Origin of the sequence: Streptomyces sp. NPDC007088, assembly GCF_042869355.1 — a bacterium.
In the GTDB taxonomy this organism is placed as follows: Bacteria; Actinomycetota; Actinomycetes; order Streptomycetales; family Streptomycetaceae; genus Streptomyces.
On the sequence record NZ_JBIAFO010000001.1, the window covers coordinates 177,513 to 190,155 of the forward strand.

The following is a 12,643-nucleotide window of genomic DNA, read 5'->3' on the forward strand; positions in this document are numbered from 1 at the left end:
GGGTACTCCTTACGGGTGCGGGATCGGGCCCGTAGGGGTTCCCCAAGTAATCCCTACGGGTGGCGGGCGGCGGGCCACTAGGCTCGGTGGCATGGCGAGCCAGGGAACTCCGGAGGGCGGCAGCGTCCGCGTCGACGTGTGGCTGTGGTCGGTGCGGATGGTCAAGACGCGGTCGGCGGCCACGGCGGCCTGCCGGGCGGGGCACGTGCGGGTCAACAAGGAGCCGGCGAAGGCGGCGGCCCCGGTGCGGGTGGGCGACGAGGTGCGGCTGCGGCACGAGGGCCGCGACCGGGTCCTGGTCGTGCGCGGGCTGCTGCGCAAGCGCGTCGGGGCGCCGGTCGCCGTCGAGTGCTACGTGGACCACAGCCCGCCGCCCCCGCCGCGTGAGGCGGTCGCCCCGGCCGGGGTCAGGGACCGGGGTGCGGGCCGCCCCACCAAGCGGGACCGCAGGGAGCTGGAGCGGTTGCGCGGGGTGTGGGGCAATGTGACCCCGCCGCCCGGCGGGGCCGGACGGACGGGGCGGCCGGGCTGAGCCGCCGCGCCGGCCGCCCCGGGGGTCAGGAGGCGGCGACCGCGCGGACCCAGACGCCGTCGTCGGTGAGGACCTCGGCGACCTGGAGCCCGGCCTCGGCGAGCGCCGCGCGGAAGGCCGCGTCGTCCAGCGGGCGGGACAGGAAGGTCTGGGTCCAGCGCGCGTCGGGGAACTCGTACACGGCGTGGATCTGGTCGACGCCGTCGCCGAGCGGGGTGGCCGAGACGATGCGCACCGTGTACCCGCCCGGGTCGACGCGTTCGCGCGGGAGACGCTCGTGGTAGTCGGCGCCCTCCCGCTGGACGAGGACGCTGCCGCCCTCGGCCAGGTGCCGCCGACAGGTGCGCAGCAGTCCGCGCCGTACCTCGACGTCGCCCGCGTGCACGAGGAACGAGCCGAGCAGCACGACGTCGAAGCTCTCCCCGAGGTCGAGTTCCTCGATCGCCGAGCGGACGGTCCGCGCCCCGCGCACCCGTTCCAGCATCTCGGCGGACTCGTCGACCGCGGTGACGGCGAACCCGCGCTCCAGCAGGGGGTGCGTCACCCGGCCGGCCCCGCAGCCCAGTTCGAGGACGCGGGCTCCGGGCGGGGAGGCCGCCGCGATGATCCCGGGCTCCTCCCCCGCCCGCAGCCGCTCGTACAGTTCGACCGCGCAGCCGTCCGGGGTGAGCGCCCCCGGCCCCGTACCGCCGTACCCCTCGCGATGCGTCGTCATCCGCCACTCCCCGGCCGGGCCGTACGCCTTGCCCCGACGACAAGGGACGGGCGGCGCCTGCCGACGCCTGTAGGGACAACGGGGGCCGCCGGGGCGGGAGTTCCCGCCCTGTGGGCGTCCGTTCACGCGGAGCGCCATGGGCGCCGTCCGGTCACGTGTACACGGAGACGCGGGTGCGGTGGTGGCGCGGGGTCTCCGTCTCGTCCAGCACGGCCACCGCGAGGTCGGCGTACGAGAGCCGCGCCGTCGCCGGATCGGGAACCGTGTCGCCGCCCACGCGGTAGCGGCCCGTCCGCGGGGCGTCCCGCTCCAGCCGGGCCGGCGGGGTCAGTACGAGCCAGTCGACGGGGGTGTCCGCCTCCCTCAGCCGGTCCAGTCCGGCCTGGTGCGCGAGGGCGAAGGGACGGATGGGCGGGGGCAGGAGAGCGGGATCGTCCAGCACCGGTGTGCCGTCCGGGGTCTTGAGGTTCGCGAACAGGCCGACGGCCAGGAGCCGGTGGGTCCGCGTCTCGGTCAGGCCCCGCAGCAGCGCCTCGGCGGCCTTGACGAAGAACTCGGGGTCCAGGCCGGCGAATCCGCGCTCCGGCCCGGTGAACGGGCTGACCGCGTGCACCGCGGCGTGCTGGCCCTCGCTCGCCAGGGCCACCGCCCGCGGGTCGGTGATGTCGCCGCCGAGCAGGCGCACCCCGTCCGCCTCGATCCCCGCGTGCCGGCGCGGATCACGCACCACCGCGGTGACCTGATGTCCCCGGCGGCGCGCCTCCCGGGTGACGGCCCGGCCCGCCCGGCCTCCCGCACCGAACACGACGATCCCGCTCATCTCTGCCCCCTCCCGTGCGGCGGGCCGCTCCCACCGCCGGGGAGACGGTAGCCACGGGGGTGCCGGTTACTGCAACGAAACCGGCTACCGTCCCTGCCCATGGACGAACCCCTGGACCCCGAGCTGTTCGATCCCCTGTGCCCCTCCGGTGCCCTGCCGATCCGGATCGGCGACAAGTGGACCGCGATGGTCGCGATCTGTCTGGAGGGCGGCCCCCGGAGGTTCGGCGAGCTGCGGGTTCCGCTGCGGGGCATCACCCCGAAGGTGCTCACCGAGACCCTGCGCGCGATGGAGCGCGACGGGCTGGTGACCCGGGCCTCCTACGCCGAGAACCCGCCCCGCGTCGAGTACGCGCTGACGCCGCTGGGCCGCAGCCTGTTCTCCCTGATCGCCGCGGCCCGTGCCTGGAGCGCGGAGCACCTGCCCGCGCTTCTCGCCGCCCGGTCCGCCTCCCTCGCCGCGGAGCCGGTCCGCGAGGACGGGCGACGGTAAGCCCCCTGTCCGTCCTCCCACAGCTCGACCGGTCCCGAACGAGTGCCCGATTCCCTTCCCTCCCGTACAGGATCGAGGTACACCGGAAGAAGAGGGACGAAAGGGGCATCCGATGAGCGGAGAGTGCCATGCGTACCGGGAGTGAACCACTGACCGCGAAGAGTCCCCTGAAGCTGCGGTTCTGGCTGAGTGTGTGGGGGCAGTTGCTGACGATCGGCGCCACCGTCGGCTTCGCCCTGGCCGACGAGCCCGGCCTCGCGGCGGTGAGCGCGGTCCTGTGGGTGCTCGTGACGATCGACCTGATCGTCGTGCTCGTACGCCTGCACACCGGGCACCAGCCGCCACAGTTGTGGCCCATGTGACGGCGTCCCGCGCCCGGCGGGGCGGAAAGCGTGCCGGTGTACGGCGGCGAACAGGGCCCGTCGTGGCACACGAAGGGCCTGCGACGGGACCCGCGGCGGAAGGGGCCTCCGGTCAGCGACCGGAGGCCCCTTTCCCCGTGCGCCCTGACGCTTCTCCGTCCGCCCTACTGCGGGCCGGTCGCCTCCTCGAATCGGGCGGCCCTGAGGTACTCGGGCTGCGGGTCGAGGGCGGCGGCGAGCCGGAAGTGGCGCCGGGCCTGTTCGGGGCGGTTGGCGCGCTCGAAGGTGCGGGCGAGGGCGAAGTGCGCGAAGGCGTTGTCCGGTTCGCGCTCCAGGACGAGGCTGAACTCCAGCTCGGCGCCGCGCAGTTGCGCCGAGGCGAAGAAGGCGCGGGCGCGCAGCAGTCGGGCCGCGGTGTTCTCGGGGTGGGCGGCGATCACGGAGTCCAGGAGTTTCACGGCGCCGCGCGGGTCACGGGCCGCGAGCAGTTGCTCGGCGGCCCGGAAGTCGATGACGTGGTTCTCCGGGGTGCTTTCGGGCATGGCGGTGTCCTTCCCTCACTGCCCAGGGGCAACACCGCGCACGGCCGCGCTATTCCGGGGCCGGCGCCCGGGAGGGCGCGGCCGGACCCGCCGGAGGAGCGGCCGGGGGTGCCGGGCCGGGCTCAGCCTGTCGCGCGGCGCTCCAGACCTTTCGCGCGGCGCTCCAGATCCGCCCAGACCTCGGCGACGCGGGCGGCCAGCGTGTCGAGCGGGCCGTCGTTGTCGATCACGAGGTCGGCGGCGGCGAGGCGCTGTTCGCGGGTGGCCTGGGCGGCCATCCGGGCGCGGGCGTCGGACTCGGTCATGCCGCGCGTGGCGACCAGGCGCCGCAGCTGGGTCTCTGGCCGGGCGTCGACCACGAGCACCAGATCGTAGAGCGGGCCGAGCCCGTTCTCCACGAGCAGCGGTACGTCGTTGACGACGACGGCGTCGGCCGGGGCGGCTTGCTGGAGCGCGGCGGAACGCTCGCGGACCAGCGGGTGCACGATGGCGTTGAGCTGGGCCAGCTTCTCCGGGTTCCCGAACACGATCCGGCCGAGGGCCGGGCGGTCGAGGCTGCCCTCGGCCGTGAGCACCCCGGCGCCGAAGGCGTCGAGCACGGCGGCCAGCCCCGGTGTACCCGGCTCCACGACCTCACGGGCGATGCGGTCGGAGTCGATCAGCACCGCCCCGTGGCGCACGAGCAGCCGGGACACCTCACTCTTGCCGGCACCGATGCCGCCGGTCAGCCCTACGGAAAGCATGGGGGCAGCTTAGGCAGGTCCGGCGGCCCGGCGACACCCGGCCGCCCCCGGCGGCTTCGCCTGCCTGCCTGCCTGCCTGCCTGCCGCGAGGGTTTCGCGACAGGTCATGCGAGAACCGGACCGGTGAAGGGAGACAAGAGTGGGCGGCGCCGTGGTCACAGCCAGCCGTTGTTCTCCGCGAGGCGGGCCGCCTCGGCCCGGGTGCGGGCCCGCGTCTTGCCGATCGCCGCGGACAGGTGGTTGCGCACGGTTCCCCGGGACAGCCGGAGCGCGCCGGCGATGTCGGCCACGGTGCCGCCCTCGGCCGCGGCGCGCAGCACGTCCGCCTCGCGGTCGGTCAGCGGGCTCGCACCGCCGGCCAGCGCCTCGGCGGCGAGGGCCGGATTTACGAAGCGCAGGCCGGCGTGGACGCGGCGGATCGCGTCGACCAGTTGCTCGGGCGGGGAGTCCTTCACGACGTACCCGGCCGCGCCCGCCGACATGGCCCGCGAGAGGTAGCCGGGCCGGCTGAAGGTCGTGCAGATGACGGTGCGGCAGCCGGGCAGCGCCCGCCGGAGGTCGGCGGCGACGGCCAGGCCGTCGCGGCCGGGCATCTGTACGTCGAGCAGCGCGATGTCGGGCGCGGTGCGCTGCGCGGCGGCCAGCACCTCGGTGCCGGTGCCGATCTCGGCGACCACGTCGATGTCGGGTTCGAGCCGGAGTACGGCGGCGAGGGCGCCGCGTACGAGTGCCTGGTCGTCGGCCAGCAGGACGCGGATCATGTCGGCTCGGCTTCCTGAGAGGGGGCGAGGGGGACCGCCGGGGCCGGCCCGCGGGCGAGGACCCGGAACCCGCCGCCGGGGGCGGGCCCGTGTTCGAGGGTGCCCGACACGGCGGCCAGTCGTTCGGTGAGGCCGGTGAGCCCCATCCCGGCGCTCGCCCCGCCGGTGGAACCGCCGTTGTCGGTGACCTCGACCCAGTCCGGCCCGACGCGGACGACGCACACGTCGGCGCCGGAGTGACGCAGCACGTTGGTGACCGCCTCCCGCACGACGTAACCGAACACCTCGCGCAGGCCGGGGCGCACCGCGTCGGTCGCGGCGGGCAGGTCCGCCCGTACGCCGGCGGCACGCAGCGCCACGCGGGCACCGGCCAGCTCGCTGTCCAGCGACAGGGTGCGGTAGCCCGAGATGGTGGCCCGCACGTCGGACAGCGCCGTGCGCGCCATGCCCTCCAGCTCGGTGACCTGGCCGACCGCGAGGGCGAGGTCTCCGGAGGACTCCAGGAGGCGCCGTGTCAGCCCCAGTTTGACGGTCATCGTGGAGAGGCTGTGGCCGAGGACGTCGTGCATGTCCCGGGCGACCCGCTCCCGTTCCTGGTTGACCGCCAGTCTCCTGACCTGCTCGCGCGCGGCCCGCAGATGACCGATCGTGAAGCTGAGCGCGAAGACGGTGCCGAGCGCCGCGGTCACGCCGACGAGGACGGCCACCTGCGCCCAGGCCACCCCGCCCCGGGCGGCACACATCCAGAGGATCTGGGCCAGCACCGTGGCGAGGCCGAGCAGCAGCGCGTGGCGCAGCGGCAGCAGCATGAGCCCGATCGCGAGGGCGTAGGTCAGATCGGTCAGGTAGGACGGTGACGCGAGAAGCACGGCCGGTGCCGCCCCCAGCAGGAACATCGCGGCCACGATGGCGACGCGTCCCCGCCGCGGCGCCACCGGCCCGTACCAGGGCGCCAGCACGCAGCCGACGACGTAGCAGGCGAGGAGGCCGATCGCGAGGGAGCTGAGCCAGGGAGGTGTGCTGCCGTGTGCGATGTCCTCGGCCCGCGCGACGAGGGTGAGGGAGGCCAGCGCGGTGGCCGTGGCGACGGCCACCCGGCCCCGGCCGCGGGCCCTGGGGCCGTCCGGCGGGTTCTTCCAGAAACTCCAGTCCGGCCACTGGCCGACGGAGAACTCGTCCGGATCACGCGCGTCCACGTCGCCCATGCTACGGCCCGGCCCTCAGGGGACCGGTCCGGTGGCGGCCCGGGAGGCGGCGGTCGTGCGGGCGAGCACGCCCGCCCGTGACCGGTGCCCCCGGTGTCCCGCCCGTCATGCGTGACAGATGGCATGGGCCCACCCGGCGGGCGGATGCTGTGATGAGGACATGTTGCACGCGAAGAGGAAACATCCGCCGGGCCAGGAGTACGAGCTGAGCGAGGACGGCCGGGCGCTGACGACGTTCTCGTTGTCCGCGGGACGCTCCGGCACGCGCGTCACCCTGCACGGCTTCGACTACCGTGTCCGCGTTCACCGCTTCAGCGGCGTCCACGAGCTGCTCGACGCCGGCGGAACCGTCGTCGCGACCACGGACCGGGTGCGCCGGAGCTGGAGACTGACGTGCGGTGAGCGGGTCGTCTCGTTCCGCCGGACCGCGGCGGCAGGCCGGGAGCACACCATGCTCGGCGACGACGGTGAGCCCGTCGGCACGATCCGCCGCACCGGACACGTCCACGCCGAGGCGACCGCCGACCTGCCGGGCCTGGAACTCGTGCTCCAGGTCTTCGCGCTCGTCGTCGTGTTGCTGCGCGGGCGGCGCGAGCGGGGGGCGGCGGCCGTCCGGGCGGCCTCCCTCACCGGCGGCTGACACCCGGCGGGAGGCCGCCGGCGCCCGCCGCCTCCTCGCAGCGGGCGGGGACGCCGTGAACGGCCACCCGGCCACCGGAGGGCGGCCCACGGAGGACCCACGGAGCCGGCCACTCGGCGGCCGCTCCCCCGCGGCAGGCGCGGGGGAGCGGGGACGGGTCAGCGGCCCTTCGTGAGGGTGGCCTGCGGCGCCTCGACCACGAAGGTGCCGACGGCCGTCGTCCCGTCGAGCGCGTACACCGGGATCCGGCGGTCCTTGCCGGCCCGTTCCGACTGGAAGGCGAGGGCCTGACGCGGCGAGGCGGGGGCCGGTTCGTCCTCCAGCTCCGCCCGCTTCACGTAGCCGAGCTCCCCCTCCGTCGTGTACGCCCGGATCAGGTCGGGCGCCGCCTGGGGCGTTCCCGCGTCCAGGCCGGAGCCGTACGTCTGTCCCCTCGCGTTCCTCGGCAGGGCCCGGTCCGCCGCCTCCTGCGGGGAGGGCGTCGAGCGGGCCGCCACGGAACGGTGGTTGAGGCTCGGGGACTTGAAGGTGTAGACGGCCTTGTAGCCGTTCCCGTTGTACGCCTTCGTGGCCCCGTAGCTGTAGTAGGCGCCGGTCCCGCAGCCGTTGCCCTGGGTCGGGACGGACAGGCTGTTCGCCGGGCCGGAGTTGTAGGCGTACCCGGCCGACTTGCACAGCGCGTCGCCCTTGTAGAGCCGGGCCAGCGCGCCGAGGTAACCGGCCGGTACGTTGCCGCTGCCGTTCCTGGCGGCCGTCGTCGACGCGTAGAGGCGTGAACTGTCGGCGATCGCCGCGCGGTTCTTGTACTTGTAGCCCTTGACCGGCCCGTAGTAGCCCCACGGGCTGTACGAGACGGCGGACGCCTGCGGCACGAAGGCGCCGAACAGTCCCATTGCCAGAAGCCCGACGAGACCGGCCCTCGCGTGCGTACGCCTGATGCAGACCATCATTCCCCTGTTGTCCCTCGTTGCTCGGAATGTCCGGGATTCAGGATGAAGTCACCGCACAACGGGCGTCAACAGGGCGATTCCGGCCTCGGACAGGCCGGATTAAGACGGATTGAGCCGGATACGCCGGGAAGGTCGCCGCGCGGCGGTCGGGTGCCGCCTGCCGGGGAGGGCGCGCCGAAGTCCGTCAGAGGGGCGGGGCCTGCCCGGACCGGCCGGTCACCGGGCCGCCGCGGCGGGCCGCCGGGTGACCGGGCGGCCGGGTCAGGCGTCGCCTTCGCGTTCGGCGAGGAACTGCTCGAACTCGCGGCCGATCTCGTCGGCGGAGGGGATGTCGGCGGGCTCGGCGAGCATGTTGCCGCGCGAGGAGGCGCCGGCCACCGCGTCGTACTGGTGCTCAAGGCCCTGGACGAGGGCGACCAGTTCCTCGTCGCCCTCCCGGACCTGGCGGTCGATCTCGGTCTGGGTGCGGTGGGCCTCGGTGCGCAGGCTGTGCGCGATCCCGGGCAGCACGAGACCGGTCGCCCCGGTGAACGCCTCCAGCGCGGTGAGCGCCGCGTCCGGGTAGGCGGAGCGGGCGATGTAGTGCGGGACGTGCGCGGTGATACCGAGGACATCGTGCCCGGCCTGGCCGAGCCGGTACTCGATGAGCGATTCGGCGCTGCCGGGGACCTGGGCCTGCTCGAAGGGCGTGGGGTGGCCCGGCACCAGATCGTTGCGGTTGCCGTGCGGGGTCAGGCCGACGGGCCGGGTGTGCGGGACGCCCATCGGGATGCCGTAGACGTTGACCGCGAGCCGCACCCCGAGGCGCTCCACGATCTGGCCGACGGCCGCGGCGAACCTCTCCCACTCGACGTCCGGTTCGGGTCCGGACAACACGAGGAAGGGTGCTCCGGTGGCGTCCTGCACGAGGCGGACCTCGATGGCCGGCTCCTCGTAGTCCGTCCACTGGTCGCGGCGGAAGGTGAGCAGCGGCCGGCGCGCCCGGTAGTCGACCAGCCGGTCGTGGTCGAAGCGGGCGACGACCTGGCTGGGCAGGGTGTCCAGGACGCGCTCGACGAGCTGGTCCCCCGTGTCCCCGGCGTCGATGTATCCCTCGAAGTGGTACAGCATGACCAGGCCCGCCGACTCCTGGGCCAGCGCGGTGTCCACGACGGCCAGGCCCTTCGGCTCCCACGTGTACAAACCCTGCGGATCAAGCACTCTGACGCCCTCCGGTCCTTCTCGTACTCCCCGGACAAGAACACGCGAGGGGACGCGGGCATTCCCGCCCGCGTCCCCGGCCCGTGCGCCGCGCGCGGAACGCCCCGGTAGTGGGGGCGCGGCCGGCGCGGGCGGTCCTCAGGGGTCGAGGACCGCTGGTGGTGGCTGCTGACTTTACGCGGGGAGGAGAACGCGCCGTGCCGCCAGGCGTCGTGGCAGCTCGGGCGGTCGCCTGCGAAGTGACGTGCCCGGGGGGCTCGTTGAGTGAGGCGGGGGCGGCGGCGTCGGGCCCGCCGGACAGGGAGTGCCAGGGCGCCTCCAGGTGTGGACTGGGCGCGGCGCTGGAGTCCGTGCGCGCACCGCTGTCGTGGTAGCCGGTGAACGGGCCCCGCCGCGGCCGCCGCGCCGGGGCGAGGCCGAGGGTCCCGTCGTGGCCGGCGCGGCACCGGCACCGCTGGTGACCTCTGGTCGCGCGGGAAGGTACGGGCGACTCGTACCGGGGTGCGGCGAAGGCTCTCCCCCTGCGGGAGGTACCTCTCTCACGTGTGCCGCGCCACCGGCGGGCACCGGTGGTGATCCTGAGGTCCGAGGGGGTGCTCACCGCGCCGCCTCACGGTCCTCACCATCCGGGTGCCTCTCGCACGTCTCCCTGTGTACGCGCGGGGCGGGCCGTCCCGGAAGGGCGAGGGGGTGAGGAGGCCGAGGGGCGCGGGGGCGGGCGCGTTCCGGCGTGTCCCCCGCGCGCCGGGACAAGCGGGGTTCGGGACGCCGGAACGCGCGAAAGCCGGGCCGGGTGCCTCAGAACGCGGAAAGACCGGGGTCCCGGCCCCCTGGGAAGGGGACCGGGACCCCGGTCGCGAGCTGTCTACCGCTCGGTGGCTACCGCGTGATCAGCTCTGGCCTCCGGCCAGCTTCTCGCGCAGGGCCGCCAGCGCCTCGTCCGACGCGAGCGCGCCGGAGTTGTCGCCGGAGTCCGAGGAGTACGAGCCGCCGCCGCTGCCGCTGCCGGCACCGGCGCCGCTGCCCGAGGCGGCCGGAGCGGCCGTCTCGGTGCCCTCGGCCGCGGCCTGCTCGTCGGCCTCGCGCGACTTGATGACCTGGGCCTGGTGCTGCTCGAAGCGGCTCTGCGCCTCGGCGTACTGGGTCTCCCAGGTCTCCCGCTGCGACTCGTAGCCTTCCAGCCAGTCGTTCGTCTCGGGGTCGAAGCCCTCGGGGTAGATGTAGTTGCCCTGGTCGTCGTAGGACGCGGCCATGCCGTACAGGGTCGGGTCGAACTCGACGGCCGACGGGTCGGCGCCGAACGCCTCGTTGGCCTGCTTCAGCGAGAGGCTGATGCGGCGGCGCTCGAGGTCGATGTCGATGACCTTGACGAAGATCTCGTCGTTGACCTGGACGACCTGCTCCGGGATCTCCACGTGGCGCTCGGCCAGCTCGGAGATGTGGACCAGACCCTCGATGCCCTCGTCGACGCGGACGAACGCGCCGAAGGGAACGAGCTTGGTGACCTTGCCGGGGACGACCTGGCCGATCTGGTGCGTCCGGGCGAACTGCTGCCACGGGTCTTCCTGCGTCGCCTTGAGCGACAGGGAGACACGCTCGCGGTCCATGTCGACGTCGAGGACCTCGACGGTGACCTCCTGGCCGACCTCGACCACCTCGGAGGGGTGGTCGATGTGCTTCCAGGACAGCTCGGAGACGTGCACCAGGCCGTCGACGCCACCCAGGTCCACGAAGGCACCGAAGTTGACGATCGAGGACACGACGCCGGAGCGGACCTGACCCTTCTGGAGGGTCGTGAGGAAGGTCTGACGGACCTCCGACTGGGTCTGCTCCAGCCAGGCACGGCGGGACAGGACCACGTTGTTGCGGTTCTTGTCCAGCTCGATGATCTTGGCTTCGAGCTCCTTGCCCACGTAGGGCTGGAGGTCGCGGACGCGACGCATCTCGACGAGGGAGGCCGGCAGGAAGCCACGGAGGCCGATGTCGAGGATGAGTCCACCCTTGACGACCTCGATGACGGTACCGGTGACGATGCCGTCCTCTTCCTTGATCTTCTCGATCGTGCCCCAGGCGCGCTCGTACTGCGCGCGCTTCTTGGACAGGATGAGCCGACCTTCCTTGTCCTCCTTCTGGAGAACCAGGGCCTCGATCTCGTCGCCGACCTTGACGACCTCATTGGGGTCGACGTCGTGCTTGATCGAGAGCTCGCGGGAAGGGATGACGCCTTCGGTCTTGTAACCGATGTCGAGCAGGACCTCGTCCCGGTCGACCTTCACGATGACGCCGTCGACGATGTCGCCGTCGTTGAAGTACTTGATCGTCTCGTCGATCGCGGCGAGGAAGGCTTCCTCGTTACCGATGTCGTTGACCGCTACCTGCGGGGTGGTGGCGGTGGTCTCGGTGCTGCTCGTCATGTGGGTTAGGGCTCCGGTACGGACATTGAAGTCGTAGGTACTGCTTGCGCCGGGAGCCCATTTCGCCCTGAGGAGCCTGAACGGTCAGGAGGCGCCGCACCCTGGGGCCCGGAACACCTCGACGACCGAGGAGACATACAACAGATGCGAGCACCGCCTGCTAGGTCTGAGGAGCGCAGGCTCGCAGCGCAACTTGTAGCATACGGGGGCAGCCGGACAGGGTCAATGCGCGAAGGCGCACACCCGGGGGCGATCCCCGCATTACCGGCACGCTGCGTGTCGTCCCAGACCACAGCCCTCACGGGGCGGCCGTAGAGAACGCCCACGCGCGGCGTTCGGGCTGGAGCGAAGAGTACGACGATGGAGCACATCATCCAAGCCCCCGAAACGGACCCCCGGCCCCTCGCCCCGGCGGCCGGGTCCCCCGAGACCGACGAGACCACCGCCACCCGCCGCGCCGCGAGTGTCACGGAGAGCAGCCGCGCCAACCGCGGCTGGTGGAACGGCAACGCGGACGACTACCAGCGCGAGCACGGCACCTTCCTCGGCGACGACCGCTTCGTGTGGTGTCCCGAGGGCCTGGACGAGGTCGAGGCCGAGCTGCTGGGCCCGGCCGAGTCCCTCCGGGGCCGCGACGTCCTGGAGATCGGCGCCGGCGCGGCGCAGTGCTCGCGCTGGCTCGTGGCGCAGGGCGCCCGGCCGGTCGCGCTCGACCTCGCGCACCGCCAGCTCCAGCACGCGATGCGTATCGCCGAGGAGCACGGGACGCGCTTCCCGCTGGTCGAGGCCGACGCGGGGGTCCTGCCCTTCCGTGACGGCTCCTTCGACCTCGCGTGCTCGGCGTACGGCGCGCTCCCCTTCGTCGCGGACCCGGTGCGGGTGCTGCGCGAGGTGCACCGGGTGCTGCGGCCCGGCGGCCGCTTCGTCTTCTCGGTGACGCATCCGCTGCGCTGGGCCTTCCCGGACGAGCCGGGGCCCGAGGGGCTGAGCGTGAGCGCCTCCTACTTCGACCGCACGCCGTACGTGGAGGAGGACGAGGAGGGCGAGGCGGTCTACGTCGAGCACCACCGCACGGTCGGCGACCGGGTGCGGGACGTGGTGGCCGCCGGTTTCCGGCTGGTCGACCTCGTGGAGCCGGAGTGGCCGGACTGGAACACGCAGGAGTGGGGCGGCTGGTCCCCGCTGCGCGGTTACCTCATCCCCGGCACGGCGATCTTCGTGTGCGAGCGCGACAGCTGAGAGGCCGGGGCGCGGGGCCGGGGCCCCA

14 protein-coding genes are annotated in these 12,643 nt (G+C 73.5%); 5 read left to right on the forward strand and 9 right to left on the reverse strand.

Annotated features, from left to right (window positions below):
* Positions 1–22: 22 nt before the first annotated feature.
* Positions 23–532, forward strand: a complete 510-nt coding sequence (locus tag ACFYMP_RS00810; protein WP_388849513.1) for an RNA-binding S4 domain-containing protein — start codon at positions 23–25, stop codon at positions 530–532.
* Between the two features lie 25 nt (positions 533–557).
* Here ACFYMP_RS00810 and ACFYMP_RS00815 read toward each other — a convergent pair whose 3' ends face one another.
* Together ACFYMP_RS00815 and ACFYMP_RS00820 are read right to left on the reverse strand one after the other, a co-directional pair.
* Positions 558–1,247 (reverse strand): class I SAM-dependent methyltransferase, encoded by a 690-nt coding sequence (locus ACFYMP_RS00815; protein WP_388848278.1) that lies wholly within the window; start codon positions 1,245–1,247, stop codon positions 558–560.
* Positions 1,248–1,398: 151 nt separating this feature from the next.
* On the reverse strand, positions 1,399–2,067 hold the full coding sequence (locus ACFYMP_RS00820; protein ID WP_388848281.1) for an NAD(P)-dependent oxidoreductase: 669 nt from the start codon (positions 2,065–2,067) through the stop codon (positions 1,399–1,401).
* Positions 2,068–2,166: 99 nt separating this feature from the next.
* On the opposite strand from ACFYMP_RS00820, the gene ACFYMP_RS00825 reads away from it, so the two are divergent.
* Together ACFYMP_RS00825 and ACFYMP_RS00830 are read left to right on the forward strand one after the other, a co-directional pair.
* Positions 2,167–2,559: a winged helix-turn-helix transcriptional regulator gene (locus ACFYMP_RS00825; protein WP_388848284.1), complete on the forward strand. Its 393-nt coding sequence runs from the start codon at positions 2,167–2,169 to the stop codon at positions 2,557–2,559.
* 128 nt (positions 2,560–2,687) lie between these two features.
* The gene (locus ACFYMP_RS00830) at positions 2,688–2,921 is read left to right on the forward strand and encodes a DUF6343 family protein (protein ID WP_388848287.1); all 234 of its coding nucleotides are present in this window, start codon (positions 2,688–2,690) and stop codon (positions 2,919–2,921) included.
* A gap of 164 nt (positions 2,922–3,085) precedes the next feature.
* Here the strand turns inward: ACFYMP_RS00830 and ACFYMP_RS00835 are convergent, their stop codons facing one another.
* The 4 genes from ACFYMP_RS00835 to ACFYMP_RS00850 all read right to left on the reverse strand — a co-directional run bounded on the left by ACFYMP_RS00835 (position 3,086) and on the right by ACFYMP_RS00850 (position 6,172).
* Positions 3,086–3,463: a tetratricopeptide repeat protein gene (locus tag ACFYMP_RS00835; RefSeq protein ID WP_388848290.1), complete on the reverse strand. Its 378-nt coding sequence runs from the start codon at positions 3,461–3,463 to the stop codon at positions 3,086–3,088.
* 122 nt (positions 3,464–3,585) lie between these two features.
* Complete coding sequence (coaE, locus tag ACFYMP_RS00840) at positions 3,586–4,206, reverse strand: dephospho-CoA kinase (protein WP_388848293.1); 621 nt, start codon at positions 4,204–4,206, stop codon at positions 3,586–3,588.
* 155 nt (positions 4,207–4,361) lie between these two features.
* Complete coding sequence (locus ACFYMP_RS00845) at positions 4,362–4,967, reverse strand: response regulator transcription factor (protein WP_388848296.1); 606 nt, start codon at positions 4,965–4,967, stop codon at positions 4,362–4,364.
* Positions 4,964–6,172 (reverse strand): sensor histidine kinase, encoded by a 1,209-nt coding sequence (locus tag ACFYMP_RS00850; protein WP_388848299.1) that lies wholly within the window; start codon positions 6,170–6,172, stop codon positions 4,964–4,966. Before ACFYMP_RS00850 ends, ACFYMP_RS00845 begins: the two co-directional genes overlap by 4 nt.
* Before the next feature lie 160 nt (positions 6,173–6,332).
* On the opposite strand from ACFYMP_RS00850, the gene ACFYMP_RS00855 reads away from it, so the two are divergent.
* On the forward strand, positions 6,333–6,812 hold the full coding sequence (locus ACFYMP_RS00855) for a hypothetical protein (protein ID WP_388848302.1): 480 nt from the start codon (positions 6,333–6,335) through the stop codon (positions 6,810–6,812).
* A 158-nt stretch (positions 6,813–6,970) separates the two neighbouring features.
* Here ACFYMP_RS00855 and ACFYMP_RS00860 read toward each other — a convergent pair whose 3' ends face one another.
* The 3 genes from ACFYMP_RS00860 to rpsA all read right to left on the reverse strand — a co-directional run bounded on the left by ACFYMP_RS00860 (position 6,971) and on the right by rpsA (position 11,376).
* The gene (locus ACFYMP_RS00860; RefSeq protein WP_388848305.1) at positions 6,971–7,762 is read right to left on the reverse strand and encodes an ATP-dependent Lon protease; all 792 of its coding nucleotides are present in this window, start codon (positions 7,760–7,762) and stop codon (positions 6,971–6,973) included.
* Between the two features lie 261 nt (positions 7,763–8,023).
* Positions 8,024–8,962, reverse strand: a complete 939-nt coding sequence (locus tag ACFYMP_RS00865; RefSeq protein ID WP_388848308.1) for a PAC2 family protein — start codon at positions 8,960–8,962, stop codon at positions 8,024–8,026.
* 890 nt (positions 8,963–9,852) lie between these two features.
* Positions 9,853–11,376, reverse strand: a complete 1,524-nt coding sequence (rpsA, locus tag ACFYMP_RS00870; RefSeq protein ID WP_363145936.1) for a 30S ribosomal protein S1 — start codon at positions 11,374–11,376, stop codon at positions 9,853–9,855.
* 360 nt (positions 11,377–11,736) lie between these two features.
* Here rpsA and ACFYMP_RS00875 point away from each other — a divergent pair, with 360 nt between their 5' ends.
* Positions 11,737–12,615, forward strand: a complete 879-nt coding sequence (locus tag ACFYMP_RS00875; protein WP_388848311.1) for a class I SAM-dependent methyltransferase — start codon at positions 11,737–11,739, stop codon at positions 12,613–12,615.
* The last annotated feature ends 28 nt before the right edge of the window (positions 12,616–12,643 follow it).